Annotated in this window: 29 protein-coding genes and 1 other RNA gene; 16 read left to right on the top strand and 14 right to left on the bottom strand. The window is 63.3% G+C overall.

Annotated elements, in window-relative coordinates:
* Positions 1-10: 10 nt before the first annotated feature.
* The 6 genes from M2281_RS15500 to M2281_RS15475 all read right to left on the bottom strand — a co-directional run bounded on the left by M2281_RS15500 (position 11) and on the right by M2281_RS15475 (position 5,743).
* Positions 11-1,576, bottom strand: coding sequence for a DegQ family serine endoprotease (locus M2281_RS15500; protein ID WP_280822071.1), 1,566 nt, complete (start codon positions 1,574-1,576; stop codon positions 11-13).
* A gap of 192 nt (positions 1,577-1,768) precedes the next feature.
* Entirely contained in the window at positions 1,769-1,954 is a 186-nt protein-coding gene (locus M2281_RS15495) for a DUF2065 domain-containing protein (RefSeq protein ID WP_280822070.1), read from the bottom strand.
* A 9-nt stretch (positions 1,955-1,963) separates the two neighbouring features.
* Positions 1,964-2,941, bottom strand: coding sequence for a protease modulator HflC (gene hflC / locus M2281_RS15490; protein WP_280822069.1), 978 nt, complete (start codon positions 2,939-2,941; stop codon positions 1,964-1,966).
* On the bottom strand, positions 2,941-4,053 hold the full coding sequence (gene hflK / locus M2281_RS15485; RefSeq protein ID WP_280822068.1) for an FtsH protease activity modulator HflK: 1,113 nt from the start codon (positions 4,051-4,053) through the stop codon (positions 2,941-2,943). Before hflK ends, hflC begins: the two co-directional genes overlap by 1 nt.
* Positions 4,054-4,199: 146 nt before the next feature.
* A complete protein-coding gene (locus M2281_RS15480; protein WP_280822067.1) occupies positions 4,200-4,721 on the bottom strand; it encodes a dihydrofolate reductase in 522 nt (173 codons plus the stop codon).
* Positions 4,721-5,743 carry a DUF4424 domain-containing protein gene (locus tag M2281_RS15475; protein ID WP_280822066.1) on the bottom strand — a complete coding sequence of 341 codons (1,023 nt, stop codon included), beginning with the start codon at positions 5,741-5,743 and terminating at the stop codon, positions 4,721-4,723. The genes M2281_RS15480 and M2281_RS15475 overlap by 1 nt, the downstream gene beginning before the upstream one ends.
* 179 nt (positions 5,744-5,922) lie before the next feature.
* Between M2281_RS15475 and M2281_RS15470 the strand changes: the two genes are divergently transcribed.
* From M2281_RS15470 to M2281_RS15455, 4 genes are all read left to right on the top strand, one after another.
* Positions 5,923-6,381, top strand: a complete 459-nt coding sequence (locus M2281_RS15470) for a GNAT family N-acetyltransferase (protein WP_280822065.1) — start codon at positions 5,923-5,925, stop codon at positions 6,379-6,381.
* Positions 6,382-6,628: 247 nt separating this feature from the next.
* Entirely contained in the window at positions 6,629-7,273 is a 645-nt protein-coding gene (locus M2281_RS15465) for a DUF47 domain-containing protein (RefSeq protein WP_280822064.1), read from the top strand.
* Between the two features lie 6 nt (positions 7,274-7,279).
* A complete protein-coding gene (locus M2281_RS15460; RefSeq protein WP_280822063.1) occupies positions 7,280-8,284 on the top strand; it encodes an inorganic phosphate transporter in 1,005 nt (334 codons plus the stop codon).
* Positions 8,285-8,446: 162 nt separating this feature from the next.
* Positions 8,447-9,292, top strand: a complete 846-nt coding sequence (locus tag M2281_RS15455) for a DUF4118 domain-containing protein (RefSeq protein ID WP_280822062.1) — start codon at positions 8,447-8,449, stop codon at positions 9,290-9,292.
* Positions 9,293-9,340: 48 nt separating this feature from the next.
* Here the strand turns inward: M2281_RS15455 and M2281_RS15450 are convergent, their stop codons facing one another.
* Positions 9,341-10,135 (bottom strand): thymidylate synthase, encoded by a 795-nt coding sequence (locus tag M2281_RS15450; RefSeq protein ID WP_280822061.1) that lies wholly within the window; start codon positions 10,133-10,135, stop codon positions 9,341-9,343.
* Positions 10,136-10,279: 144 nt separating this feature from the next.
* Entirely contained in the window at positions 10,280-10,591 is a 312-nt protein-coding gene (locus M2281_RS15445) for a DUF2853 family protein (protein WP_280822060.1), read from the bottom strand.
* Positions 10,592-10,746: 155 nt separating this feature from the next.
* Between M2281_RS15445 and ssrA the strand changes: the two genes are divergently transcribed.
* Positions 10,747-11,102: a transfer-messenger RNA gene (ssrA, locus tag M2281_RS15440) on the top strand.
* Between the two features lie 119 nt (positions 11,103-11,221).
* Complete coding sequence (locus M2281_RS15435; protein ID WP_280822059.1) at positions 11,222-11,794, top strand: AAA family ATPase; 573 nt, start codon at positions 11,222-11,224, stop codon at positions 11,792-11,794.
* Between the two features lie 54 nt (positions 11,795-11,848).
* On the opposite strand, the gene M2281_RS15430 is transcribed toward M2281_RS15435, so the two are convergent.
* Positions 11,849-13,060 carry a multidrug effflux MFS transporter gene (locus M2281_RS15430; RefSeq protein ID WP_280822058.1) on the bottom strand — a complete coding sequence of 404 codons (1,212 nt, stop codon included), beginning with the start codon at positions 13,058-13,060 and terminating at the stop codon, positions 11,849-11,851.
* A 171-nt stretch (positions 13,061-13,231) separates the two neighbouring features.
* Between M2281_RS15430 and M2281_RS15425 the strand changes: the two genes are divergently transcribed.
* The 6 genes from M2281_RS15425 to M2281_RS15400 all read left to right on the top strand — a co-directional run bounded on the left by M2281_RS15425 (position 13,232) and on the right by M2281_RS15400 (position 16,079).
* Positions 13,232-13,909 carry a TetR/AcrR family transcriptional regulator gene (locus M2281_RS15425; RefSeq protein ID WP_280822057.1) on the top strand — a complete coding sequence of 226 codons (678 nt, stop codon included), beginning with the start codon at positions 13,232-13,234 and terminating at the stop codon, positions 13,907-13,909.
* A 141-nt stretch (positions 13,910-14,050) separates the two neighbouring features.
* Positions 14,051-14,584 carry an SspB family protein gene (locus M2281_RS15420; RefSeq protein ID WP_280822056.1) on the top strand — a complete coding sequence of 178 codons (534 nt, stop codon included), beginning with the start codon at positions 14,051-14,053 and terminating at the stop codon, positions 14,582-14,584.
* Positions 14,585-14,595: 11 nt separating this feature from the next.
* Positions 14,596-14,808, top strand: a complete 213-nt coding sequence (locus M2281_RS15415; RefSeq protein ID WP_280822055.1) for a DUF4169 family protein — start codon at positions 14,596-14,598, stop codon at positions 14,806-14,808.
* On the top strand, positions 14,805-15,032 hold the full coding sequence (locus M2281_RS15410) for a ribbon-helix-helix domain-containing protein (RefSeq protein WP_280822054.1): 228 nt from the start codon (positions 14,805-14,807) through the stop codon (positions 15,030-15,032). The genes M2281_RS15415 and M2281_RS15410 overlap by 4 nt, the downstream gene beginning before the upstream one ends.
* Before the next feature lie 25 nt (positions 15,033-15,057).
* Positions 15,058-15,345: a putative quinol monooxygenase gene (locus M2281_RS15405; RefSeq protein ID WP_280822053.1), complete on the top strand. Its 288-nt coding sequence runs from the start codon at positions 15,058-15,060 to the stop codon at positions 15,343-15,345.
* Positions 15,346-15,359: 14 nt separating this feature from the next.
* Positions 15,360-16,079: a hypothetical protein gene (locus M2281_RS15400; RefSeq protein WP_280822052.1), complete on the top strand. Its 720-nt coding sequence runs from the start codon at positions 15,360-15,362 to the stop codon at positions 16,077-16,079.
* A gap of 25 nt (positions 16,080-16,104) precedes the next feature.
* Here M2281_RS15400 and M2281_RS15395 read toward each other — a convergent pair whose 3' ends face one another.
* The 4 genes from M2281_RS15395 to M2281_RS15380 form a co-directional block, all read right to left on the bottom strand.
* Positions 16,105-16,584 carry an SRPBCC family protein gene (locus tag M2281_RS15395; protein WP_280822051.1) on the bottom strand — a complete coding sequence of 160 codons (480 nt, stop codon included), beginning with the start codon at positions 16,582-16,584 and terminating at the stop codon, positions 16,105-16,107.
* Positions 16,585-16,687: 103 nt separating this feature from the next.
* Positions 16,688-20,617, bottom strand: a complete 3,930-nt coding sequence (locus M2281_RS15390) for an AsmA-like C-terminal region-containing protein (RefSeq protein WP_280822050.1) — start codon at positions 20,615-20,617, stop codon at positions 16,688-16,690.
* A 125-nt stretch (positions 20,618-20,742) separates the two neighbouring features.
* Complete coding sequence (locus tag M2281_RS15385) at positions 20,743-21,279, bottom strand: hypothetical protein (RefSeq protein WP_280822049.1); 537 nt, start codon at positions 21,277-21,279, stop codon at positions 20,743-20,745.
* 137 nt (positions 21,280-21,416) lie between these two features.
* Positions 21,417-22,826 (bottom strand): FAD-binding oxidoreductase, encoded by a 1,410-nt coding sequence (locus tag M2281_RS15380; protein WP_280822048.1) that lies wholly within the window; start codon positions 22,824-22,826, stop codon positions 21,417-21,419.
* 88 nt (positions 22,827-22,914) lie between these two features.
* On the opposite strand from M2281_RS15380, the gene M2281_RS15375 reads away from it, so the two are divergent.
* Positions 22,915-23,400 carry a thioesterase family protein gene (locus tag M2281_RS15375; RefSeq protein WP_280822047.1) on the top strand — a complete coding sequence of 162 codons (486 nt, stop codon included), beginning with the start codon at positions 22,915-22,917 and terminating at the stop codon, positions 23,398-23,400.
* 283 nt (positions 23,401-23,683) lie between these two features.
* Entirely contained in the window at positions 23,684-23,881 is a 198-nt protein-coding gene (locus M2281_RS15370; protein WP_280822046.1) for a hypothetical protein, read from the top strand.
* 175 nt (positions 23,882-24,056) lie between these two features.
* Here the strand turns inward: M2281_RS15370 and M2281_RS15365 are convergent, their stop codons facing one another.
* A complete protein-coding gene (locus M2281_RS15365) occupies positions 24,057-24,935 on the bottom strand; it encodes a dienelactone hydrolase family protein (RefSeq protein WP_280822045.1) in 879 nt (292 codons plus the stop codon).
* Positions 24,936-25,275: 340 nt separating this feature from the next.
* Here M2281_RS15365 and M2281_RS15360 point away from each other — a divergent pair, with 340 nt between their 5' ends.
* Together M2281_RS15360 and M2281_RS15355 are read left to right on the top strand one after the other, a co-directional pair.
* Positions 25,276-25,815, top strand: coding sequence for a hypothetical protein (locus M2281_RS15360; RefSeq protein ID WP_280822044.1), 540 nt, complete (start codon positions 25,276-25,278; stop codon positions 25,813-25,815).
* Entirely contained in the window at positions 25,812-26,264 is a 453-nt protein-coding gene (locus M2281_RS15355) for a hypothetical protein (RefSeq protein ID WP_280822043.1), read from the top strand. Before M2281_RS15360 ends, M2281_RS15355 begins: the two co-directional genes overlap by 4 nt.
* The last annotated feature ends 7 nt before the right edge of the window (positions 26,265-26,271 follow it).

Below are 26,271 nucleotides of genomic sequence, written 5' to 3'. Positions count from 1 at the left end.
GTTTCCGGCTTCAGTCTATCCGCACGGTCACGAAGCGCAGCTCGCCGGTCTTCGAGGCCAGCATCAGCAGCGCGTTCTTGCGGCCCTGGTCCTTCAGCGCCTTGATCTTGTCAGTGACGTCCTTCGGCGAGGAAACCGACTCCTGCGCGATCTCGGTGATGACCTCGCCCGGCGCAATGCCGCGGTCGGCGGCCGGCGAGTTGGGCGACACGTCGGTGATGACCACGCCCGCCACTTCCGCGCCGATGCCGAACTTGCTGCGCGCACCGTCGTCGAGATCGCCGATGGTCATGCCGAGCACGGAGGTCGTGGCCGGGGCCTTGTCCGGCGTCTTCTTCGCCTCTTCGCCCTTGGCAAGCTTCTCGCCGTCTTCGAGACGCCCGAGCTTGACCTTGACGGTCTGCTCTGCGCCCTTGCGCACGAGCACGACGTCGACGTCCTTGCCGACCGGGCTTTCAGCGACGACGCGCGGCAGGTCGCGCATCTCGTGCACGTCCTTGCCGTCGAACTTGGTGATTACGTCGCCCGGCTGAATGCTGCCGTTGTCGACCGGACCGCCCTTGATGACGCCGGCGACCAGAGCACCTTGCGCCGCCTTCATGCCGAGGCTTTCGGCGATCTCGTCGGTAACGGGCTGGATGCGAACGCCGAGCCAGCCGCGGCGCGTCTCGCCATATTCGGACAGCTGCTGCACGACGCCGGCCGCGAGTTCGGACGGGATCGAGAAGCCGATGCCGATCGAGCCGCCCGAGGGCGAGATGATTGCGGTGTTGATGCCGACGACCTCGCCTTCCATGTTGAACAGCGGGCCACCCGAATTGCCGCGATTGATCGCCGCATCCGTCTGGATGAAGTCGTCATACGGGCCGGAATTGATGTCGCGGTTGCGCGCCGAAACGATGCCGACGGTAACGGTGCCGCCCAGGCCGAACGGATTGCCCACCGCCATCACCCAGTCGCCGATGCGCATCTTGTTGGAATCGCCGAACTTGACCGCCGTCAGCTTCTTGCCCTTGGGATCGACCTTGAGCACGGCGATGTCGGTCTTGGTGTCGGTGCCGACCAGCGTGGCCTTGAGCTTCATGCCGTCGGAGAAATTGACCATGATCTCGTCGGCATCGGCGATCACGTGGTTGTTGGTGACGATTATGCCCTTGTCGGCATCCACCACGAAGCCCGAGCCGAGCGACTGCACTTTCTGCGGCCGGGCATCGCCACCGCCCTCACCTTCGTCACCGCCGCCCTTGTCGCCGCGGCGGTTCTTGAAGAAATCGTCGAAGAAGTCCTGGAAGGGCGAGCCTTCCGGAAGCTGGGGCATCGGCACTGCGCCCGGTCCCTCGCCGCCGCCCTTCACGGTCTGCGAGGTCGAGATGTTGACGACTGCGCCGAGCAGACCTTCCGCGAGATCGGCGACCGAGGCCGGCCCCTGCGGATGAATAGCAGGCTTTTGCTGTGTCTCCTGGGCCATCGCCGGTGCGACGACGGCGTGCGGCATGGCGATCGCGCCCACCAGAAGCGCTGCCGTCGCGGCGGCGAAGCCGTTACGCAGTCGAGGCAGGATGAATTTGGCTGTCATGTGGAAGATGTCTCCGGAGTCAGACACAGAAAAAGCGGTGCAGCCCATGGGCTGCATCACCATGTTCGCAAAAAATAAGGCGTGTTTGCGACTTTGCATACTGGCTTGTGAGGTTAGCCAGTCAATATATCGAGATTGCTTAACGAGCGCCGGTCGTTATTGCGCAACCATCGTGCCGGCCCGGCACGGATGCTATGCGCGCGCCAGCCAGACCAGGCCGACTCCGATGGCGATCGAGGCGAGCCCGACGGCCCTCAGCGCATTCTCTGGCATCGACAGCACTTCGGCCGCCAGCCTTTTGGCGAGATTGGGAAAGCCGCCATAGATCAGGCCCTCGATGACGAGGACCAGACCCATGGCGGCAATCAGATCAGACACCGGCGCGGTTTACTGGCTGGCGCCGGTAGTAGGCCGTTGCGGCGCCGGCGCAGGATTGGCAGTCGGCGCAGCGGGCTTGGCAGGAGCCGCAGGAGGGGTTCCATCGGTCTTGCCGGACGGGTTGCGGAAGTAACGGAAGAAATCCGACTCCGGCGACAGCACCATGGTCGTGTCGGCGTTGTTGATCGACGCGCCATAGGCGTTCAACGAGCGATAGAACTCGAAGAACTCCGGATCACGCTGATACGCGTTGGCGAAGGTCGCGCTGCGGGTGGCATCGCCCTCACCGCGCAGGATTTCGCCTTCCTTCTGCGCTTCGGCCACGGTTTCGACGACCTCGCGGTCGGCACGGGCGCGGATGCGCTGCGCCGCCTCGCGGCCGCGGGCGCGGAGCCTTTCGGCCTCGGCCAGGCGCTCTGCCTTCATGCGGTCGTAGGTCTGCTGCGAGACCTCGGCCGTCAGGTCGGTACGACGGATACGCACGTCCTCGATCTCGAGGCCGAGCGAATTGGCGTCGGCGCGCAGCTGGTCGCGGACGTCACGCATCATGGAGGCACGCTCTTCGGAGAGTGCCGCCTCGAAGCCGCGCACGCCGTAGACACGGCGCAGGGCCGCATCGAGACGCGTCTTCAGGCGCTGTTCGGCAAGCGGGATGCTGCCCGACACGGCCTGGCGGAAAACGCGCGGATCCTTGATGCGGTAGGCCACGAAGGCATCGACTTCGTAGAACTTGCCGCCCGAGACCTGGACGCGGATGTCGTCGAGGTCGAAGCGCAGGATACGGTCATCCACGAACTGCACGGTGTCCGCGTCGAACATGGAGAACGGCATCTTGAAGTAGATACCGGGCTCGCTCTTCACATCAACGATCTGGCCGAAGCGCATAACGATCGCCTGCTGGCGCGCATTCACGACGTAGATCGAGGAATAGAGCAGAACAAGCAGGATCGCGACGATAATGCCGATGATGGGGAGACGATTAGACATCACTTGCCTCCTTCGGCGGGAGCCGCGGACGGCGTACGTTTCTGCAGTTCGGGCAATGGCAGATAGGGAACCACGCCCTGGCTCTTACCCTCGTCGACGATGACCTTGCTGGTGCCCTTCAACAGCGATTCCATGGTTTCGAGATAGAGACGCTGGCGCGTCACATCCGGTGCCTTCACATACTCGTCGTAGACCGAGATGAAGCGCTGAGCCTCACCTTCGGCCTCCTGCGTCACGCGGTTCTTGTAGGCAGCCGCATCTTCGCGGATCTGTGCCGCCTGGCCGCGTGCCTGGCCGAGCTTCTGGTTGGAGTACTGGTTGGCTTCCTCGACGAAGCGGTCCTCGTCCTGTTCGGCGCGCTGCACCTCGTCGAACGCATCGGCCACTTCACGCGGCGGCGCTGCATCCTCGATCGAGACCGCATTCACCGTGAGACCTGCGCCGTAACCATCCAGAGTGGTCTGAACGATGCTGCGCACGCCATCGGCGATGCCCTGGCGGTCGTCACGGAAGATGTCCTGTGCGGGACGACGGCCCACCACCTCGCGCATGGCGCTTTCGGAAACCTGCCGCAGCATGCCGTCGGGATCGGAGACGTTGAAGAGATAGGCCTTGGGATCGGAGACCTGATAGGCAACCGAGAACTGGACATTCACGATGTTCTGGTCGCCGGAAAGCATCAATCCCGAGTGGGAGCGGTCCGAGCCGCCGCCAATGTTGATGAGCTTTTCGGCGGTGTTGGCCTTCTCGACCGTCTCGATCGGCCACCAGTGGAAGTGCAGGCCCGGGCCGGCCAGCTCGTTCTTCGGCTTACCGAAGCGCAGCTCCACCGCCATCTCGTCCGGCTGGACGGTGTAGACGGCCTGGAACGCCCAGAACACGAGGAGCGCGAGCGCGATGAGACCGAGCAGCAGCGGGCTGCCGCCGCCACCACCGGGAAGCACATTCTTCAGCCTGTCCTGGCCGCGCCGGATGATGTCTTCCAGATCGGGCGGTGTTCCTTGCGGACCGCTGGGTCCCCGAGGGCCCTGCCCCCATGGTCCCCCACTATTGCCGCCGCCGCCACCCCATGGGCCGCCGCCGCCGCCACCGCTCTGATTGTTCCAGGGCATGAATGTCCTTTCGGTTCAAATTCTTCGCACCAGCCCGCCGGGCGCGATATCAGTGCTTTCCTTCTATAGGGACGCCAATACGTGCTTTCAACGTAACCGCGGCTCGAAGCGGCCGTTTTGGTTACGAAACGATCCCAAATGCCATTTCAATGCACATCCCTACGCCTTTCGTAAACGGTGTAGCGTGTCGCATGGCTGTCCTTTTCGCCGGCAGGCACGTCGAGCGAGCTGACGACCTGCCAGATTTCGGGATCGATCTCGGGAAAGCGCGTATCTCCGTCAACCTCGGCCAGAACATGGGTCACATGGAGCCGGTCGGCCAGCGGCAACGCTTCGCGATAGATCTCGCCGCCACCCACCACGCAGATTTCGTCCACGCCGGACATGCAGCGGGCGCGCGCTGTGGCAAGCGCGATGGCGTCGGTGAGCGAGCCGACCACTTCGGCGCCTTCCGCCTGGAACATCTTGTCGCGCGTCACCACGATGTTCAGGCGACCGGGCAGCGGACGACGCGGAAAGCTCTCCCACGTCTTGCGCCCGACCACGATGGGCTTGCCCATGGTATCGGCCTTGAAGCGCTTGAGATCGGTGGAAAGCCGCCACGGCAGATCGCCCTCGCGTCCGATGACGCCGTTTTCTGCGATCGCCACATAGATTCCAAGCTTCATCAATTGCCGCCTTCGGTTGCGTTACCCGGTCGGGTGAGGATCAGAATGTCGAGATCGGTGTCGGGGTAGAAGTCGGACGCCTTCATGCGGAACGTGGTCGGGCCGATCTTCTCGACATTCTTGCCGCAGAAGGTGAGAAGGCTGTCCGGATCGCCCTTGTCGATGGTTAGCGTGAAGTCGCCGATATTGCCGGACGCCCAGTTGCCGCCCGTCCTCAAAATATAGGCAATGCGGTTTTCATAGAATGTCGGCGAGCCGTCGGCAGTCTTCCCGACCTCCTTCAGCACCGCGCTCTCGAAGCTCGAATCCATGCAATAGCGCCGCTTGTAATCATCATAGGTCGCGCCCTGGAACTTGCCGTCGTCGAGGAAGGTCAGGCCGACCGTGCCGCCGACACTCGGTTGGTAGCTGTGCGCGACCTTCACCGACTTGCCGGCCGGAAAGACCATGCGCCACCAATAGGTCGAGCGGAGCTGCCAGAAGGGCGTGCGCACCTTCTTCATGCCGGAGCCGTCATCATATTCGTCGATGATCATGATGCCGCGGTTCAGCCAGTCATCGGCCACCTGCTGCGGCAGCGCTTCCAGCGCCTTCGTCGTCCCGTCGCCAAAAGGATAGAACGGCACATTGTTGGCCTTCAGCTCGTCGGAAATGTCGATGCCGACGGCAATGGCCCGATGCTCCAGCTCCGGCTTGACCGGCTGGCCATCGACCGACACCTCGAAGCCGAGGAAATTGTCTTCGTCCATCCGCGGGATGGACGGCATCTCGTAGGGATTGCCTTCGATGTCCGGCATCGGAAAGGCCACGATGGTCGAGACATCCTGATCGGAGCTGTTGCGGAAGACGTAATCGACCGTGACCTTGTCGCGCGAGATGAAAAGGTCTTCCTTTTCCATCGCCACGACGTCGCTGCGCGACAGGACCAGCCCGCCGGTGCCGAGCTCGGCGATGGAATCGTTAGCCAGCGCCGGTGCAGCGGCAGCGGTGAACATCAAGGCAAGCAACAGGCGTCGAAGCATGTGAAATCCCCAGCGGTCCGGCGTCCATCCCCTCGCAGTGGATGTCGGCTGTCGTGGCGTCAGGTTCGAGTCAGCGAGGCATGTGCCGCATGTAACCCGCTTGCGGGACAGCGAGCAAAGCAAATCCGGCCCCCGTCCATGCATTGCCTCTCGCCTGCCTGCCCGTCTAAGCTTGCGTCATGACTCAGATCAGCTTCCGCCGGGCCCGCGAGACGGACCTCCCCTCAATCGTCGCCATGCTTGCCGACGACGAGCTGGGCCGGCAGCGCGAGGACACGAGCCATCCGCTGGCCGAGTGCTATAGAAGCGCCTTCAACGCGCTCGACGCCGACCCCAACCAGTTCCTCGCCGTGGTCACGGAAGACGCAGTCGTCGTCGGCACGCTCCAGCTTACCTTCATCCCCGGCCTTTCCCGCAAGGGTGCGTGGCGCGGCCAGATAGAGGCGGTGCGCATCGCAGGCCACCGTCGCGGCAGCGGGCTTGGCCGGCAAATGTTTCAATGGGCGATCGCGCAATGCCGCGAGCGCGGCTGCAATCTGGTCCAGCTTACGACGGACCGCGACCGTCTGGATGCGCACCGCTTCTACGAGCAGCTAGGCTTCACCGCGGGCCACATCGGTTACAAGCTGGCGCTCTGACTTCCCCAACGTAATGGCCTATCCAGGCTGCCCGGGGCCGGCCAAATCGGCCGCCTGCGGTCACACGACGCGCTTTTTCACGCGATTTCGTCGTTGATCTTGGCATTTCTGCACTAGCGAGACGGTCCATCGTGAAATAGACGAAACCGGAATTCAGTTGGCCGTCTAATCTTCGGCCGCTGCCAGGACGCTTTCGGCACTGCCGCCGGCGCCCGGTTTCGACAGGACTGCACAGAAGGATTTTGGAATGCTGGGCTGGTTTCGGGCTTTGATGCCGCGGGAGGACCGCTTCTTCGATCTGTTTGCCAAGCATTCGCGCATCGTGGTGACGGCCGCTGAAACTCTCGAGAAGTTGCTGGCGGGCGGCGAGGATGTCGAGAAATATGGCCGGCAGATCATGGAGCTGGAGAACCAGGCGGACGCCATCACCCACGAGGTGATGCTGGCGGTGCGCAAGAGCTTCATCACCCCGTTCGACCGCAGCGACATCCAGGACCTGATCCAGTCGATGGACGACGCCATCGACATGATGCGCAAGACGGTGAAGACCGTCATCCTCTACGAGCAGAAGAGTTTTGACCCGCTGATGCGGGAAATGGGCACGACCATCGTGTCGGCGGCCCGTCTGATCGACGAGGCCATTCCCCTTCTCAACAAGATCGGCCCCAACGCCACACGGCTGAGCGCGATCGCCTCGGAGGTCACCCGCATAGAGGGTCGCTCGGACGAGTTGCACGACCAGGGCCTGAAGGATCTCTTCCGCCGCCACGGCAACAGCGACCCAATGGCCTATCTCATCGGCCGGGAAATCTATGCCGAGCTCGAGAAGGTGGTCGATCGCTTCGAGGACGTCGCCGACGAGATCAGCGGCATCGTGATCGAGAACGTGTAATCGCTGATGGACGCCTCGCTCGCCTTTCCGCTGCTGGTCGGCCTGATCGCAGTCGCGCTGTTCTTCGACTTCCTCAACGGCCTGCACGACGCCGCCAATTCCATCGCGACCATCGTGTCGACCCGCGTGCTGCGGCCGCAATACGCAGTTGCCTGGGCGGCGTTCTTCAACTTCATCGCCTTCCTGTTCTTCGGGCTGCATGTCGCGCAGACGCTGGGCACCGGCATCATCGACGCCAGCATCGTCGACCCACAGGTGATTTTCGCAGCCCTGATGGGCGCGATAAGCTGGAACATCATCACCTGGATCTTCGGCATTCCGTCGAGCAGCTCGCATGCGCTCATCGGCGGCATGGTCGGCGCGGGCGTGGCCAAGGCCGGCGGCGGCGCCGTGGTCTGGGGCGGCCTCTTGAAGACCACGTCGGCCATCGTCCTGTCGCCGCTCATCGGCTTCCTGCTTGCCCTATTGCTGGTCCTGTTCGTGTCGTGGCTGTTTGTGCGCCAGACGCCCTTTGCGGTGGATCGCACCTTCCGCATCATGCAGTTCGTCTCGGCCTCGATGTATTCGCTCGGCCATGGCGGCAACGACGCGCAGAAGACCATGGGCATCATCGCCGTGCTCTTGTTCTCGCAGGGCAAGCTCGGCAGCGAGTTCTACGTGCCGTTCTGGGTGGTCATCGCTTGCCAGAGCGCCATGGCGCTGGGCACGCTGTTCGGCGGCTGGCGCATCGTCCACACGATGGGCTCCAAGATCACCCGGCTGAACCCTATGCAGGGCTTTTGCGCCGAGACCGGCGGCGCGCTGACCCTGTTCCTGGCGACCTGGCTCGGCATCCCGGTCTCCACCACCCACACCATCACCGGTGCCATCATCGGCGTGGGCGCTGCGCGGCGCGTCACGGCCGTGCGCTGGGGCATTGCGGGGAATATCGTGGTCGCCTGGGTCATCACCCTGCCCATCGCAGCCGCCATCTCGGCGCTGTGCTACATGGCGGTCCGGCTCTTCGCGTAAGCGACGGCGCGACTAAGCGCCTCGCTCCCTGACGGGCGAGGCGCACGCATCGACTACCACCGGGCGAGCCGCGGCCAGCAACTGTCACGCACGATCGGAAGAGGTGTATACTCAATTCAGCATTATGCCGCGACGGCATGTTGCTGGGCAGGAGTTGAGCCAATGACCGATGCCAAATCGAAGCTTCGACAGGACATCGCACCGACCTCGCCTCCCGATCCGCTTTCGAGCGCGGCGCCATCAAGTCCCTCGGCCGTAGTGGGCTATCTTGTTGCCTTTGCGATGACGGCCATCGCGACGGTTTTGGCTGTCAGTGTCGACATCGAGGCAAATGTCCCGAACCTCTCCCTCTTATTTGTCGTGCCGGTGGTCATAGCAGGCGTTGCTTTCGGCTTGGGGCCCTCACTCTGCGCGGCCATACTTGGCGCTCTCGCCTACAATTTCTTCCTGACTGACCCTCGCTACTCACTCATGGTCAAGGACCCGGCAAACATCTGGGCGGTTGCACTGCTCTTTATCATTGGGCTTATCGTAAGCGGCGTTGCCTACACTTCCAGGCGGAGGGCGACTGACGTGGCGCTGCTGAGACGGCAGGGGACTGTGCTGCAATGCTATAGCCGCGATGTCGTGGCGGCCGACGACACCGAGATGATCGTCTCACTCACTTCCGAGGCTCTGGCCGCGCTCTTCCAAGTTCCTGTTGTCGTGATGCTTGTCGCGGAGGGAAAAGTGGTCTCCGTCAAAAAGGCAGTCAGTAGCGCAGAACCGCAGGAGGCTGAATTCGAGATGGCGCTGTCGTCTTTGGCGACCGAAACTGTCGCGCGCGCCGGAATCTACCCGGCTGTGACCTCGCGCTTCGACTTTTGGCCTGTCGCAACGGCCGTGGGCTCGGGGGCCGTCATCGGGCTCGCATTCGACCCCGACGAACGCCCTTCGTCGCCCGATACGTTGGTCGAAATCGTTAGAAACGTTATGACGCTAGGGCTTGAGCGTCTCCGTGCAGCTTGACTGACACCGCCCAAAAAAAAGCGCTGCCCGAGGCAGCGCTTTTTTCGTTTACACCGCGATCGGTGCGCGGATAGAGGGATCGGCCTCGTAATTCTCGAGCCGGAAGTCCTCGAAGCGGAAGGCGAAGAGGTCCTTCACCTCCGGGTTGATCCACATCGTCGGCAGCGCTTTCGGCGTGCGCGAAAGCTGTTCGCGCGCCTGCTCGAAATGGTTCGAATAGAGATGTGCGTCGCCCAACGTGTGGATGAAGTCGCCCGGCTTCAGCCCGGCCACCTGCGCAACCATCATCGTCAGCAGCGCATAGGATGCGATGTTGAATGGCACGCCGAGGAAGATGTCAGCCGAACGCTGGTAGAGCTGGCACGAAAGCCTGCCTTCCGAGACGTAGAACTGGAACAGGCAGTGGCAGGGCGGCAGCGCCATCTCGTCTACTTCCGCCGGGTTCCAGGCCGAGACGATCAACCGGCGCGAATTGGGATTGGTGCGCAGTTGCGTGAGCAGATTGGCGATCTGGTCGATGTGCCCGCCCCCCGGCGCCGGCCAGGAACGCCACTGCGCGCCATAGACGGGTCCGAGATCGCCATTCTCGTCGGCCCACTCGTCCCAAATGGTGACGCCGTGGTCCTGCAGGTACTTGATGTTGGTGTCGCCCTTCAGGAACCAAAGCAGCTCGTGGATGATCGACTTCAGGTGCAGCTTCTTGGTGGTTGTCACCGGGAAACCTTCGGCAAGGTCGAAGCGCATCTGGTAGCCGAACACCGAGCGCGTGCCGGTGCCGGTGCGGTCGCCGCGGTCGACGCCCGTTTCGAGCACATGTCTGAGGAGGTCGAGATACTGGCGCATGGGATTCGCTTGATTCGGGAGTTCCGCCAATCATAGCGCAAGCCCCGGTCCGCGCCACGCATAACCGGGGCTCATCCCCAATACCGGCCGCCGCGACGGCCCAAAGCCGCGGCGGAGACCGGCTGGGTGGGTACAAATGACCTGTCAGAGGGCGCCGAGTTTGCCCAGTTCCTTCGCCGCCAGGTAGTAGAACGTCACGCGGTGCTTAGCGTGATCGGCCGCCATCGTCTTGCAGACCTTTTCCACCACGGCCTCGGCCTTTGCATCGTCCGTCACGCCGAGCTTCTTGCCGATCCAGCTCTCCTTTACGCGCGCAAGCTCCTTGGGATCGGTGCACGAAACCAGCGACGCATCGCGGCTGTGCAGTGCAATGCCAAGATGTTTTACGATCTTGTCGACCGCTTCGGCGCTGGCGCCGGCATCGTACTTCTTCACGTCTGCAAGATGGTCAGTCATGTAAATTCCCTCGTCGGAAAACAGGACGTTGCTCGATGAAGTCCCCGAGGAGCCACAACTTTTGCGTTTCCCCGCGTGTGCCTCACCACCCGCGAGCTTCCTTTCTGGCCCCGCCCCTGTCAAGCGCGTAGCAGGAAGTGGATAGCTGCGATTGCGGGCTTTCATTTTGCGCCACGGCTGCCTATATTCGCCGTGTCAGCTTGTCTGACTATGGCAATAAATGGGCGATGGAATAAACCGTTCGGACCCGGGGGCGGTACCCGGCGCCTCCACCAAAAACCGCTTTGAGGAGCGGCTTTTGATGGGGGCGAAATAGGATCGACGAAGGCGTAAAGATCGTACTTTTGCTCGGCATTGTACCACCGTTATCGGGCTAAACTTATAGTTGCCAACGACAACTATGCGGAAGCACGTCTCGCTGCGTAATGCGGTGCGATAGCTTCAAATCAAGCCCTAGAGGTTCGCACTTCTAGGCGGGGTTCGGAGGTACCTGGCAACAGAAACCTCCACTTCTCTCCTCCCCCTCCCTTTTTTCTTTCGCCAGCCTCTATGCGGCGCGTCTTTGCGCGCGCTCGGGATCGACCTGGCGATTTTCCCCTTTCGACAAGTGATCCTTTCACGCGAGGTCTCATGACACAGGTCCTGACAGACCGCTATTTCGTGCTGACCGGAGGTCCCGGCTCCGGCAAGACGACGCTTCTCGAAGCACTCAGCGCCGCCGGCCACGCCGTGGCGCCGGAGGCCGGGCGCGGCATCATCCGCCATCAGATGGCGATCTCCGGCCCTGCCTTGCCCTGGAAGGACCCGGCTCTCTTCGGCGAACTGATGCTGGTCTGGGAAATGCGTTCGCACGAGGCGGCACGGGACGAAACCGGCCCCGTCTTCTTCGACCGCGGCGTGCCCGACGTGATCGGCTATCTCAGGCTGACCGGCCTGCCCGTGCCGCCTCATGCGGAAGAGGCCGCCAAAAGCTTCCGCTACAACCGCACGGTTTTCATTCTGCCGCCATGGCCGGAAATCTTCCGGCAGGACAGCGAGCGCCGGCAGGATCTGGCGGAGGCTGAGCGCACCTATGAGGCGATGGTCGAAACCCACACAGCCTGCGGCTACCGGCTGGTCGAGGTGCCGCGCGCGCCCGTCGAAGATCGGCTGACTTTCGTTCTAGGGCAGATCCAAGAAAGCTCCGCCGCCAAACAAGCCTGAAACGAAAAGGGCCGGGAAAATCCCAGCCCTTTTCTCAGTTGCCCCAAGCGGTGGTCATTCCGCCGGCATTTCGGCTTGCGCCGTCGCCTGATGGCGGCGCCCGAGCGTCAGCTGCGCAAATGCGAAGGCGATCACGGCACAGCCGGCAATGCCCGCCACCATCGGCAGCGAGGTGCCGTTGAAGAACAGCCCCACCACCGCCATGGCCACCGCGCCGGTTGCCAGCTGAAGCGTGCCCATGAGCGCAGAGGCCGTGCCGGCGATCTCGCCGTGATCCTCCAGCGCCAACACCGCAGTCGAGGGAATGACGAGGCCGAGGAAGCCGTAGCCGATGAAGAGAAGCGTCGCCAGCACATCGAGCCGGTCGATGCCGAAGCTCGTCACCACCAGAAGCAGCACCATGAAGCCCGCATAGCCGCAGACCGCCGTACGCACCACGCGACGCAGGCCAAAACGCTGCGACAGCAAGCCGGTGAGCTGCGACATGCCGATGAAGGCCACCGCATTGATCGAGAAGAACACGCTGTAGAGCGACGGCGACAAGCCATAGTGCTCGATCAGGATGAAGGACGAGCTCGACAGATAGACGAAGAAGCTCGAAATCCCGAACGCGCCTATGAAGGTGAGGCCAAGGAAATGGCGGTCGCCCAGAAGTTGCCGGTAGCCTCGCAACGCACTGCCGAGGCTGCTGCCGACGCGCTGCTCGGCAGGCCGCGTTTCCTTCAGCACCATCACCATGCCGAGCGCAATCAGCGCCGCCGCCGTCACCACCCAGAACACGGCCCGCCAGCCAGCACTTTCGATGATGAAGCTGCCGGTGAGAGGCGCCAGGATGGGCGAGACGCTGAACACCAGCATCAGCAAAGACATCAGCTTTGCGGCTTCCGTGCCCGTATGCAGGTCGCGCACGATGGCGCGCGGCACCACCATGCCGGCGCAGGCGCCGATCCCCTGCACAAAGCGGAAGAACACCAGCCATTCGATATCGGGCGCCAGCGCCGCGCCGACACCGCCGATCGCGAAGATCACCAAGCCGAAGAACAACGGCGACTTGCGGCCGACCATGTCCGAGATCGGCCCGACAACCACCTGGCCAACGCCGGTTGCGATGAAGAAGACCAAAAGGCTCATCTGCACCGCGCCGGTGCCAGCATTAAGGTCGGCGCCGATTGAGGGCAGCGCCGGCAGATACATGTCGATGGCGAAGGGGCCGATGGCCGAAAGAAGGCCGAGCAAGAGCGCAAGACGGAGGAATTTCGGTGTCATGTTGCTGCTTTCGGGAATATGACGCCGGCAACGAAATCCGGCAGGTCAGGCAATGTCTGCATGCAAAACGCCGTCAGTCCCCCTCCCTCCCCAGGCTGGATTGACGATCTATGTCCAGAAAATTAGACACGCTTGTCTAATTCGTCAACCACACCTATCTTATTTTTTCAAATGAAGGAAAACCCGTTCCCCCATTTCGCTGCCCCGCGCAGCCATTCCGCCAAGCGCGCCTCGATCCTCGAGGCGGCTGCGCACGTGTTCTGTCAGGAGGGGTTCGGAGGCGCAAATATCGACCTGATCGCCGCGGAAGCGGGCGTCTCGCGCCAGACCGTCTACAATCACCATGGCGACAAGGACAATCTGTTCCTTGCCGTGGTGAAGGACATAACGGACCGCACGAATGCCGGCCTGTTCGCAACGCTTGCCACCTTCCCGGACCATCCGAAGGACCTCGAGGCCGAACTGGTCGCCTTCGCCATTCGCCTCAACCAGAACTGCATCTGCAATCGCGATGGAAAATTTTTGCGCAAGCTGATCCAGACCGAGGGTGAGCGCTATCCGGAGCTGTTCGCAACCTGGCGCAACGAAGGACCGCTGAAGACCTGGTCGGCGCTGGCCGCCCGCTTTGCCCGGCTGGCGCATGCCGGCCTTCTGGACGTCGACGACCCCGATCTTGCCGCCCGGCAATTCCTGGCGCTCATCAACGCCGACCTGCAAGTTGCTCTTTTGCTTGGCGAAACCCCGACTGAGGCGGCAAGGGAAACCTCGGCGCGCAATGCCGTGCGCACCTTCCTGCGCGCATATCGCCCTCGCGTCGAGACGGCGAAACCGGCCTCTGCTACAGCCTGACCAAAGCTAACCTTGCGCTAACTTTGCGTTGCTGCAACACGCTCTATCCATGTTGCACTCACGCACTATATGCGGTTTACGATAAAGGCGAGCTTGATTACAGCTACGCAGAAAGTCGACTCACCGGAAACGCATCCGCACATGGCCGAAGATCACATCCGCTACGATATCCTGGCTCAGGAAGCCCTGCGCGGCGTCATGCGCAAGGTGCTGGCAGAAGTCGCGCGCACCGGCCTGCCGGGCAACCATCATTTCTTCATCACATTCCTGACCGGGGCGCCGGGCGTGCGCATCTCCAGCCGCCTGCGCGAGCGTTACCCGGAGCAGATGACGATCGTCATCCAGTTCCAGTACTGGGACCTCAAGGTTTCCGAAACCGGCTTCGAAATCGGCCTGTCCTTCTCGGATATTCCCGAGAAGCTGGAGATCCCCTTCTCCGCCGTGCGCGGCTTCTATGACCCGTCGGTCAATTTCGAGCTCGAGTTCGACGTCAAAGCCGACGACGTGATCCAGGACGTTGTCGAGGAAGAGCCGGAAGAAGCCCCGGCCAAGATCCAGCCGGCAAAGGCCGAAGGCCGCAAGAAGGCCAAGCAGGTCGAAGAGGTCGAGGCGGACGATTCGTCCGGCAACAAGGGTGCGGACGTCGTTTCGCTTGACGCCTTCCGCAAGAAGTAAAGGCAGGGGCTTTGGCGGACATCGTCAACCTTCGCCAGCACCGCAAGCAGAAAGCGCGCGCCGAAAAAGAGCGCACAGCCGAACAGAACCGCGCCCTGCACGGCCGCAGCAAGGCTGAAAAGGAACGCGACCGCCTGGCAACCGAACAGGCGGTCCGCTTCATCGACGGGCACCGTCGCGAGCGTGCCAAGGACGAAACACCGCCCGGAGACGGCAACAGGTGAGCCTGGTGCAAAAACGCTCGGTGACCATACGCGGCCACCGCACCAGCTATTCGCTCGAAAAACCCTTCTACGACGATCTCGTCATCATCGCCGCCGAGCGCGGCGTGCCGCTTTCGGCGCTCGTGGCCGAAATCGACTCGACGCGCCCGCGCGAAGCCAACCTGTCTTCCGCACTGCGGCTTCACGTGCTGGAATGGGCAAAGCGCGGCGCGCTGCAGAGCTGACGCCGGCGAAAGGCAGGAGGCAATCATGTACGGACTGATTGGCAGGATGATTGCGCAGCCCGGCAAGCGTAACGAACTCATCGCCATCATGCAGGGCGGCACCGCGAAAATGCCCGGCTGCATCAGCTACGTGATCGCCCTCGATCCGGCCGACGACGATGCGATCTGGATCACCGAGGTCTGGGACGACGAGGCCAGCCACAGGGGCTCGCTGACGCTGCCTCAGGTGCAGGCCACCATCGCCAAGGCCCGGCCGCTGATCGCCGGCTTCGACAACCGCACCGTCACCACGCCCGTGGTGATCACGAGTTGAACAGCCGGGGTACAATGTCGGACGATTTGTGGGCGAAAGCAGCATTCAACAACGCTGCGTGGTGCGATGCCGTTTGCGCGGCACGGCACAAGCCGGGAGATTTTCTGGACCACATATGGGTCCAGCGCCACGGCGCGCCGCCCTACTATCCCGATGCGGTGACTCTGACTGCCGATCAAAGCAATCAGCAAGAGCGATGCATCACCGATCTCAGCCGGCAACGGCCAAACGGCATCGCCGTGAAGGACAGTTTTTACACGCTGGAACTTGCCCGATTCGGCTTTGAAGTGCTGTTCGATGCCAGTTGGATCGCAGTGCCCGCCCCTACCCGATCATCGAGTGGCAATGACAGTCTCTGGCAACTGGCAAAAAGCAGCGACGATTTGGAGCGATGGGAGGCCTCCTGGTCAGGCAACGACCAGACCGACGAATCCTCCCGCACGTTTCTGCCCGCCCTGCTCTCCAATCCGGACGTCCGATTTCTGCTGGCTCTCGATGGGGACAAAGTCCTCGGAGGCGGCATACTGAACCGCGCTGCAGGCGTTGTGGGCCTTTCAAATGTCTTCTCATGCGGTATGTCCGCAGAGACCTTGTGGGGCGGACTGATCGACCAGGCCGCCGCGCAGTTTCCCGGACTTCCGCTCGTGGGCTATGAGCGCGGGATTGAGCTGGCGACGGCCTTGCAAGCCGGTTTCGAAACGATCGGGCGATTGCGCGTCTGGCTTCGCCCGTAACGTTTTGACGGCCCGTCTCGATGGACTACAGCTTCGCCACCAGTGCGGCCAGTTGGTCCGTGCACCGGCCCCAGCCCTGATGAAAACCCATCTTCTCGTGCGCGTCGCGGTCTTCCACTGTCCAGTGGCGGGCGCGAGCGGTGTATCTGGTCTTGCCGCCACCAAGATCCTCGAACGTCAGGATGCCGGTGAAGAAGGGCTTTTGTGACGGCTCCCAGGCCGCGGTGTAGGCGTCGGTGAAGACGATCTTCTCGTTCTCGACCACTTCCAGATAGACGCCGCTGCTCGGAAATTCATTGCCTTCCGGGTCGCGCATGACGATGACGCTCGCGCCGCCCGGCCGTACATCGAGCTTTGCGGAGGCGGTGGTCCAGGGCAGTGGCGCGAACCATTGGACGAGCAGGTCCGGCTTGGTCCATGCGCGAAACAGCTTTTCACGCGGCGCATCGATGATGCGGGTCAGAACCAGTTCGCGATCGGCGGTCGAGGCGGCTTCAGTAGTCATTCGTATTCTCCCATGGCTGGTCGGTTGACGGCCCTAGGACGCGGAAGGAGCGCGCGTCCCGACATCGCGTCAATGAACTTTTTTGGGGCCGAACACGCGTGCCCTAGCCGCCATTGTCCAGCGTGCGCAGAAGATTCTCGATCGAATCCGGATCGAAGGCTTTTGAACCCGTCGGCGGTACATTCGGCCGAGCAGGCGGCAAAGGCGCCCGCTCGATCATCGGGGCCGGTTCGGCGTTCTTTTCGGCCTCTTCCGCCTTTTCCTTTTCTGCCTTGGCGCTGGCAGCCGCCTCGGCTTCGGCGCGAGCCTTGGCTTCCGCTTCGGCCTTCTGCCGGGCTTCTTCCGCCCGCTTTGCGGCGGCGGCCTGTTCGGCTGCGCGGCGCGCTTCTTCGGCAGCCTTGGCTTCCGCCTCCGCCTTGGCTTTAGCCTCTGCTTCCGCCTCTGCCTTGGCGCTGGCTTCCGCTTCGGCGCGCGCCTTGGCCTCGGCTTCGGCTTTCCGACGCGCCTCCTCCTGCTGGCGCCGCAGCTCTTCGGCCGCGCGTTCGCGCTCCTGCTGCAGCACGGTGTAGTAGCGAGCCTCGCGCCGCAGGCGCTGCTTTTCCAGCACGGCAGCCTGCATGGCCTCGACGCGCGCCTGTTCGCGCTCGAGGGCGCGCTGCGTCAGGAACTGAGCCAGCGGATCGCTGTCCAGCTTGCGCTCAGGCGCGGACGGCCTGCCCGACAGGCTGAAGCGCAGACTCGGCTCGGAGCCCACAAGCGCCTCGTCGCCGGGCGCATAGGCGATCTGGCCGTCGGCCGCGATCGTTCCGGCATTTAGGTCGGCGCGCAGATCGGTGGAGAGTTTTACCGCCGGCGTCTCGAAGCTGAACGGGGGCGCGCGCAGCACGCCACCTGCCACCGAAAAGGCAATATCGGTCTCGTTGGCCTTGAAGCCGCCCGCCGACACGATCTCCGGTGCAAAACCCGCGGTCCGCGCAGCATTGATGTCGCGGCCGATCTCGTCGGCCTTGGCGATCAGTGCGGGCAGCGCATTCGGATTGACCGCCGGGACGACGAGGTCCTTCAGCGTGGCCGTACCTGAGCCCGACAGCGAGGCCACGAGCCCGTCGACCGACTTGCCGCTCGCCGTCAGCGAGGAAGCGATGTCGGCGTGGCCGGCAAGCCCGCTCTCTGGCAGCGCCGCCGCAAGATCGGCGCCGTCGAGCTTCATCTGGCCGGAAAACAAGCCGGTGCCGCCGTCGTTCCTGAGCTCGAACAGGCCGTCCAGCTGGCCGCCGAACAAGCCGGCGCGAACGTCGGAAAGGTGCAGGCCCTCGCCGTCGAGCTTCAGCGTCATCTTGGCATCGCGGGCGGTCGCCTCACCAATGGTCGACACGGAGCCAACCGTCATGTCGAGATTAGCGGCAAAGGGCGCCAGCGGCTTCGACTGGAACGGCACCGACGACCACTTCTTGCCGGTCGGCGCGACAGACTGTGCGCCGAGCACTGTGGCGATCACGGGCTCGAGGTTCAACTCGTCGAGCGCCAGCGCGCCCGTAAGCTGCGGCACGCCGTTCTTCAGCTGGACATTGATCCCGCCCGATACCGAGCCTTCATTGACGGCGCCATCGAGATTGTCGAGCACCAGAAGGCCATCCTCATAATCCGCATCGGCGGCGAGTGCGGCTTGCGTCCCCATGCCCATGCCGGGCAGGCCGAAGCCCGTGGTGATCAGCCAGGGCTCGATGTCCTCGGCTTCGATACTGGCCTTGCCCTTGGCCCGCATGCGTTCGTCGGCAAAGCTCGTCGTGCCGTCGAACTTGGCCGAAAACCCTTCGCCGCTCAGGCTGAAGGCGGTTTCGAGGCCGCCCGCCAGCGTGCCTCTGGCGTTGAGCGACAGCTCGCCTGCCCCGGTCAGTCCCAGCGGAAGCGTGGGCAGGCCTGTCAGCGCCAGCAGCGCGGTGGCATCGCTGTTTTTCGCCGACGCCGAAAGGGACAGCGGCGCTTCGGAGATCGTGTCCAGATGGCCCTTGCCGTCCAGCGACGCCGAGAGCGCCGAGCCGCCGGCATTGCCCTGCAGGCTCACCGTCATGCCGGTGCTGCCATCGTCATTGGCGGCGGCGCTGGCAGTGAAATCGATGCGCGCGTCCTCGAACAGACCCTGATGCGAGCCCGCGCGGGCGTCGAGTGCGCCAAGCAGGCGATTGTCGGGATAGTGCTCGGCCGCGAGCCGGATCAGCGGCGCAAGATCGACCGCAACGATCGAGGCATCGAGATTTCCGGTCGGGCTCTTCGGAAAGTCCTTGATCCGGCCGGTGGCGCTCAGCGAAGCGCCGGCCAGCCCCTCGACCGACAGCCGGTCGATCTCCAGAAGACCGCTTCGTAGCCTGAGCGCCGTATCGACCCTGTCGGCAGTCAGACTGCCCGCAGACACCGGCCCCGCCTTGATGTCGAAATCGAGGTCGCGGTCGGCGAAGCGGTTGGCGCCCTTGTCGCTGACGAACAGCGAGGCGAAGGCCGAAAGCCCGTCAACATCCAGCGCATCGCCCTCAAGCTTGAGCGCCACGGAAGGCCGCATGTCGGCCGGCTGCCGGCTGTCGATGTTGCCGCGGAACTTTGCCTTGCCAAGCACCAGTTCGAGATCGTCAAAACTCTGGCGCTGCTCAGTCATGTCAACCTTCGACTTGAAGCCGGCGGCCGGCAGGCGGCGGATGGCCTCGTCCACATCGGAGGCGACCCAGGCGGCAAAGCCGGACGGCTGGCTGACCGCGAGCAGCAGCGAACCCTTGAAGCCGAAATCGTGCCCCGTGCGCAGGAAGCCGTCGGCCTCCAGCGTAGTGCGGCCGGGCAGCATCGCGGCCAGCGATTTCACGGCCCAGCCGCCCTCGGCAGGCTCGGCCGACAGGCGCACGTCGCGCACCGTGGTGTCGCCGGCCACGATGGCGGGAAGGTTCACCTCCACGCTGCCCGGGATCGTCGGCTTGGGCAGATCCGCAAGTGTCTTCTCAAGCGCCGAAATGCGCTCGGCCAGCGTCAGCCCAGCGCCTGCCTCGCTGCCGGCGACGGCCTCGTCGAAGCGCACCTGCGCGCCCTTGGCCTCGATCGAAAAGCGCGGTTGGGTGCCGAGATCGATCAAGGCGGTGCCATCCGCTGTATAGGGATTGTCGAGCGGTCCGGTCTCGAAACGGAAACTGTCGATGCTGAGCTTCTTGTGGTCGAGCGCGAAATCGCCGTTCAGCCGAAAGCCGGGCTCGGGCTTCAGGCCGGGCGCCTTCACCAACTCGCCATTGGCGCCGCGCAGCTTCTCGGGTGCGCGCTCGCGGCCAGCGATGCGGAACTGGCCCGAATAGAGGGCCGCACCCTTTTCGATGCGGGCATTGCCATCAGCCTCGATGGCGACCGGATAGAGTTCGGGATCGGCCTTCACCTTGATACGCAGCTGGCCATTCTCCTCCAGCGAACCGGTCGTGGCGGAGATCGCCGTGCGCATGCCGTCGACCAGCATCGAGCCATTGGCGCGCCACGGTCCCGCCAGAGACTTGGCCGAGATTTCCGTGTTGATTTCCGAAAGGCGATGCTCGTGTCCGCTGGCGGCATGGCGGACGACGATCTGGCCATCGCTGATGGTCAGCTTTTCAAGCGCGATGCGCCTGGGATCAACCGGTGAGGACGGCCGCACCGCCCAATCCACCGTGCCGTCGCCGGCAATATCGATCACGGCCTTGGGCCGCACCAACCGCATATCGAAGATCAGAAGCTCGCCGCGCACGAAGGGCGCAAGCTCGGCGTCCATCGAGAATTTCTCGACCGTCATGGCGGGTGCGCCGCCGGCAGAGGCGCCGACGGAAACGTCGGAAAACGTGACCGACGGGAAAGGCAGAAGGCGCGCCGTAGCCGAACCCTCGACGGTGACCTTGCGGCCGAGGATGACGCTGGCTTCCCGCTCGAAATCGGCGCGATAGGACGTCCAGTCGATGAAGTACGGAGCCACCAGCGCTGCCGTGAGCGCCAGCACGATCAGTCCGCCCACAAAAACAAAAATCCGGGCCAGCATGTCACTCCGGGAAATCGCGCTCAATCGAGCCTGCACTCTACCCGGATGAGCGTGTCGATAAAGAGGCATCTTGGCCGAGGGCGCAGATGTCCCCCGACCAGAATGCGATCAGCCTCGCCGGTCGCTTAGGGATGCTGCTGGCCGCGCGCGTCCTTCTTGGCCTGCGCCACCTTGGCCGCCTGGCGCTGGCGCCCCAGTTCCATCGGCCGGATCAGGTTCTTGGGTTTGCGGCTTTCGACAGTGCGCATGCCGCTATGTGCATGGCGTGTGTTGAAGTCGGGCGCCTTCGCCTGTGCCTTCTTTTTCATCGCCAGCGCCCGGCGCGCGTTCTCGATCTGCTCCATGCTGGCGGCAAGCTGCTGGCGACGTTCGACCTCGGTGTTCAGGCGACGCATCGCCATTGCCAGAACGGCAAGCTTGGTGCGGGAGCCCGCATCGCCGGTCACAGGTTTCGCGCCTTTCGGCACGCCCTTGCCGCGGATTTCGCGGCGGCGGCGAAACACATCGGTCTGCGCCTTGTCGCGCCTGTCGCGCATCAGCTTCACCAGCTCATGCAGCTCCGCGTCGGAAACCTCCTGCACGGCCGGGTGGTGGGATTTCTCCACCAGCTCGCGCTCGTCCGCGTTGAGCGCCCTCGCCTCTTCCTTGCGTGAAATCGCCATCTTGCCTGCTCCTCTCCATTGCGCCCGCGGCGCGTTGTAGAATTCGGGGGCTGAGCAGGAAAATGTTTGGCGCGATGCCGGATGGGTCAAGGGGTAAGGGGCACGAAGCTTGTCGCAGCGCGCCCTTGGGCGACGCCTCAGAGCGGCAGGACTTTCCCTGGGTTGAGAATATTCTGCGGATCGAGCGCGGCCTTGATTGAACGCATCACGTCCACAGCGCCACCCAGTTCGTGGCGCAGGAAGCCCATCTTGCCCTGGCCGACGCCATGCTCGCCGGTGCAGGTGCCGCCCATGGCGATCGCACGCATGTTGAGCCGCCCGACGAACTCCTCGGCCAGCGCCACCTCCTTCGGATCGTTCATGTCCATCAGCACGAGCGTATGGAAATTGCCGTCGCCGACATGGCCGACGATCGGCGCAATCAGCCCCATACGGGCAATATCCTCCTCGGTCTCGGCGATGCACTCGGCAAGCCTCGAGATCGGCACGCAGACATCGGTCGACAGACCCTTGGCGCCTGGCCGCAGCGTCAGTGACGCCCAATAGGCCTCGTGCCGCGCTTTCCAGAGTTTGGCGCGTTCCTCGGCCACGCCGGTCCACAGGAACGGCCCGCCACCATATTCGGCTGCGATCTCGCCAAAGCTTTCGGCCTGCTCCGCGACGCCCGACTCGGTGCCGTGGAATTCCACGAACAGGCACGGGCTTTCGGGGTAGTCGAGATGCGAATGCTGCTTCATCGCCCGCATCTGCAGCGCGTTGACCAGTTCGATGCGCGCCACCGGAATGCCCATCTGGATGGTCGAGATGACCGCATTGCAGGCCGCGTCGACCGACGGGAACGGGCAGACGCCACCCGAGATCGCCTGCGGAATGCCGTAAAGCTTCAGGGTCAGCGAGGTGATGATGCCGAGCGTGCCTTCCGAACCGACCAGAAGCCGGGTCAGGTCGTAGCCGGCCGAGCTTTTCTTGGCGCGGCTCGCCGTGGTGATCGCGCTACCGTCGGCCATGACGGCCGTCAGCGCCAGCACGTTCTCGCGCATGGTGCCATAGCGCACCGCATTGGTGCCGGAAGCGCGCGTCGAGGCCATGCCGCCGAGGCTTGCATTCGCACCCGGATCGATGGGGAAGAACAGGCCGGTGTCGCGCAGATGCGTGTTCAGCGCCTCACGCGTCACGCCGGGCTCGACCACGCAGTCGAGATCCTCGGCATGGACGGCGAGAATGCGGTTCATGCGCGAAGTGTCGAGCGAGATGCCGCCGCCGGGCGCATTCACATGGCCCTCGAGCGAGGTGCCGGTGCCGAAGGCGATAACCGGCACGCGATGCGCCGCGCAGACCCGCACGATCTCCTGCACCTCCTCGGTGGTTTCGGGAAACGCCACGCCGTCCGGCGCCTGAGTCGGGATATAGGTCGTGGTATGCGCATGCTGCTCGCGCATGGACGTTCCGGTCTGGAATCGCTCGCCAAAACGCTGCTTGAGGATGCCGAGCACCGCGGCAATGCCTTCCTCGTTGCGTTCAACCGCCGGGACGTCGCTAAGAGCCATTATTTCCTCCGCTATTGGACCATGTGAGTCCGCGAGAAGTGTCTATGGATGGGAGCCCTTTGCAAGCGCCCAAAAGAGGAAACTGTCAATGACCATCCCCGCCCCCTTCGTCTCCCATGTCATGGAGGTGGAGAAAGACTGGATCGACTATAATGGCCACCTCAACATGGCCTATTACAACGTGATCTTCGACCGCTGCTCGGATGGGGCGTTCGATCTTCTGGGCATGGGCGCCGACTATGCGCGCGACCGCAAGCTGACGATCTACACCGCCGAGCTGCACCTTTGCTACGTTCGCGAACTGCACCTGGGCGACAAGGTCAAGGTCAGCTTCCAGCTCATCGACCATGACGAGAAGCGCCTGCGCGCCTATCAGGAAATCCACCATGTCGACGGCTGGCTGGCCGCCACTTCCGAGACGCTGTCGCTGCATATCGACATGTCGGGCCCAAAGGTTGCCGCCTTCCCCGAGGACATCCAGGCCAAGGTCGACGCCATGGCTGCGGCCCATGCCGGCCTGCCGGTGCCCGAGCGCGCTGGCCGCTCCATCGGCATCAAGCGCAAGAACGGCTGACGGGTAAAAAGCTCCACCGCGAATACCGCGTAGCCTCTTAGGCGACGCATGTACCGGCAGGCGTCATTCGCACGCCTGCCGAAGATCTCGTTTACACCGGGATAGCGTCGTAAATCGGCGCCAATCGTTAAAATTGTAACGGTCAGCTAAACGTTAACCTTAAGGGTTTTTGCACAGTTAGAGCGATGGGGGCGGATTGATCCCACCGGCTTGGCGGGCACAATCCCATTAGATTCGACTCAAATACCGGAACGGTGGCGGGGGCGCCGTTCGGAGGACTGGCATGAAGATTGACGTTACCAAGATGTCGAGCCGCCTGGCATCCGACCAGACGATAAGCGATTACGACTTCTGGCGCGCCCTGAAGACAATAAACAACGAACTATACCGCATGGAACGCCATCGCATTCCCATTCCGATGAGGATGATCTACGCACGCGCGATTATAAAATCGGCAAGAAGCTTGCGGCACTCTGACTAATACTGAACTTTGTCTTTCCGGAGCACGAGACCAGAACGACTCCTGCGCTGCCTCGGCAGGCCCGAAATGACCCGCAGAAGCATGTTCCGGCGGCCGGAATCACAGTTTTCCCAGCTGCCTCGAATTAACCAAGCAACACTCTCGACCGTTAACGCTGTTTGGCGCGGCAAGCGCCTCAGCCCGCTAGGTCTTGCTTGAGAAAGGCAATGGTGCGTCCCCAGGCGAGGTCAGCCGCCGCCTTGTCGTAACGCGCGGCAGAAGTGTCATTGTTGAAGGCGTGCTGGACGCCTTCATAGACATAGATGGTAAAACTCTTGCCGCCCGCCTCCAGCGCCGCCTTGTAAGCATCAATGCCTGCATCGATACGCTCGTCCTTGCCGGCATAATGCAGTAAGAGCGGCGCCTTGATCTTCGCCACATCCTCGCTTTTCGGCTGGCGCCCGTAATAGGCAACGGCGGCATCGAGGTCGGGCGCGTTCACCGCCAGATCGTTGACCACGCCGCCGCCCCAGCAGAAGCCCACCACGCCGACCTTGCCGTTGCCACCGTCGAGCTTCTTGAGATAGGCCACCGTCGCCAGCCCATCGGCGATGGTCTGCTCCGACGAAAGCTGGGTGAACATTTCGCGCGCCTTGTCCTCATCGTGGGGCGTGCCGCCGAGCGGCGACAGAAAGTCCGGCGCCAGCACGATGAACCCCTCCAGCGCGATGCGCCGCGCCACGTCGCGGATATGCGGGTTGAGGCCGCGGTTCTCGTGAACGACGATGACCGTACCAAGCTTGCCGTTCGCCTCGGCAGGGCGCACCAGATACCCCTTCATCTCGCCCTTCGGGCCCGGATAAGTGATGTCCCCGCCCTTCACCCGCGGGTCGTCCTCGGCTACGATCGCGGCCTGCGCGGAATTGGCCGCCAGAAGCGGCGTGATGGCAGCCGCGGCGGCGCCAGAACCGGCCAGTTTGGTCAACTTCTCCATGAACGCGCGGCGGTCGAGCGTCAGATGCGTGTATTCGTCATAGGCGTCGATCATCGCCTGAGTAACGGGCGGTCTGTTCATCGTCGTCCTCCTTCCTCTCTTTCCCAGAGGGCAAGATAAGTGCATGGCCGGAAGGGTCCAGTACAGCCCGGGTGAAAGTTGCCAACAGTGTCCCCGTCTGCACGCAGGAGATGCAACCGCTCGGAGCATCAAATTTTCGTCAAGGCCTGTTCGCCAGCGCATGGCGCCACAAGTCAGGAACAGCCTTTAGACGCAGGCTTCGCCTTGCCGGCAGCGAGTTTGCCGCGCTCGATCGGCGACCACTGGCGCATTCCGATGCCTCCACAGGCGCGTCCCGTGCCGGCGCGGACTGCCTGCGCCCGCAAGACGAGACAACGTCAACGAAGGAGGAGTAAATCCCATGACCTTCAAGACCTTGATATCAGTGAGCGCCCTTTCGCTCGGTGCAGCATTCCTGGCCCTCCCCTCCCACGGCTTTGCCGCCAACACGGGCGCCGCGCAGACAGTCACCAAGGCGTGCAGCGCGAAATATGAAGCAGCCAAGAAGGCCAACACCTTGCACGGTCAGACCTGGCCGCAATTCCTTCACAGCTGCAGCGTGTCCATGAAGGGCACCAACACCGCACCGTCCAAGGCGCCGGCGCCAAGCAAGTCGCCCTCTTCCGCCCCGGCGCCTGCCGCGCCGCAATCGACCGAGAAGCAGGCCATGGCCACCGGCTACCCTGAAGCCCGGTTTCAGTATGCGGCCGAAACCAACACGGCTACCCCCGGCGGCGCACCGATGAAGCACCCGCGTGAAATGGGCTTCCGGCAGCGCGTGCATGAATGCAAGGCCGAGTGGAAGGCCGACAAGGCGGCCGGCAAGGTCCAGTCCGGCCAAGGATGGCGAGATTATTGGAAGGCCTGCGACGTGCGCCTGAAGACCCAGAAGACGCAATGAGCGGCATGTCCATGAACGCACAGGACATCATAAACACGGTTTCGGCCAAAACGGGCCTCGATCCGACCAAGACGGAAATGGCAGTTGGCACCATCCTATCCGTGCTCGAATACGAGGCGGGTGATAGTCGGATCGCGGGGTTGTTCAACAGCGTACCGGGGGCGGAAGATCTCGCCCACAGCTACGATGTGATGGCCCAGGGCGCCAATGGCGGCGGCGGCCTTCTCGGCTCGATCAGTTCCGCCCTCGGCGGGCTCCTGGGCGAGAAGGCCAGCGCGCTGGTCAACGGCATCGCACAGCTTCGCGCCAGCGGTCTCGAGCCCGACCAGATCAAACAGGCAACCGAAACCCTGCTGCAACAGGCGAAAATCGCCGCCGGCCCGGACGCGATCAAGGAAATCGTGGACGCCGTGCCCGGGTTGAAGGGCCAACTCGGGCTGAACCACTAGCGACGCG

This window comes from Pseudaminobacter soli (ex Li et al. 2025), assembly GCF_029892515.1.
Classification (GTDB): Bacteria; Pseudomonadota; Alphaproteobacteria; order Rhizobiales; family Rhizobiaceae; genus Pseudaminobacter; species Pseudaminobacter soli_A.
This window is presented reverse-complemented; position numbering and strand designations above follow the sequence as displayed.